This is a genomic window from Aminobacter sp. P4_D5, from assembly GCF_056401815.1.
Genome location: NZ_JBFUIP010001002.1, coordinates 1 through 603 on the forward strand (window position 1 = coordinate 1; position 603 = coordinate 603).

1 protein-coding gene is annotated in these 603 nt (G+C 69.6%); it reads right to left on the reverse strand.

Annotated elements, in window-relative coordinates; all coding sequences use genetic code 11:
• A partial coding sequence (locus AC1DWF_RS36325) for a glycosyltransferase (RefSeq protein ID WP_476843291.1) occupies positions 1-603 on the reverse strand: 603 nt, incomplete at both ends.

The following is a 603-nucleotide window of genomic DNA, read 5'->3' on the forward strand; positions in this document are numbered from 1 at the left end:
GGTCTGGATCCCGGGCGAGACGGCGACGGGCTGCGGCGGGGCGGCCTGCGCCGGGACGCCGATCAGCCGCGGCGCGCGATCGCGCCGGGCCTTCTCGAACACGGCCAGATACAACTCCGCAGTTCTGGGCCAGATCATCGCGCGGCTGCCGGCGTAGGCGCGCTCGCGAATGGCCCGGCGCAGCGCATCGTCCGTCAGGAGGTCCGCGATGGCAGCACCGATCGCCGCGGGATCGCCGAAGGGCACCAGCACGCCTCCGCCATCGGCCAGCAGCTCACGGGCATGCCAATAGGGCGTGGACACGACGGCCTTCCCGAGCCCGTAGCTGTAGGCGAGCGTGCCCGAGGTCATCTGCTGCTCGTCGAGATAGGGCGTCACATAGACGTCGCACATCGAGATGTATTCGAGCAGCGTGTCCAGCTCGACGAAGCGATCGAGGAAGATGACGCTCGCCTGGATGCCCAGCTCGCGKACGCGGGCCATCAGGCTCTCGCGATAGGCTTCGCCCTGGTCCCGCACGAGGTTGGGGTGGGTGGCGCCGAGGATCACGTACACGGCCTCGGGGCAGCGCTCCAGCACCTGCGGCATGGCGTCGATCACGAC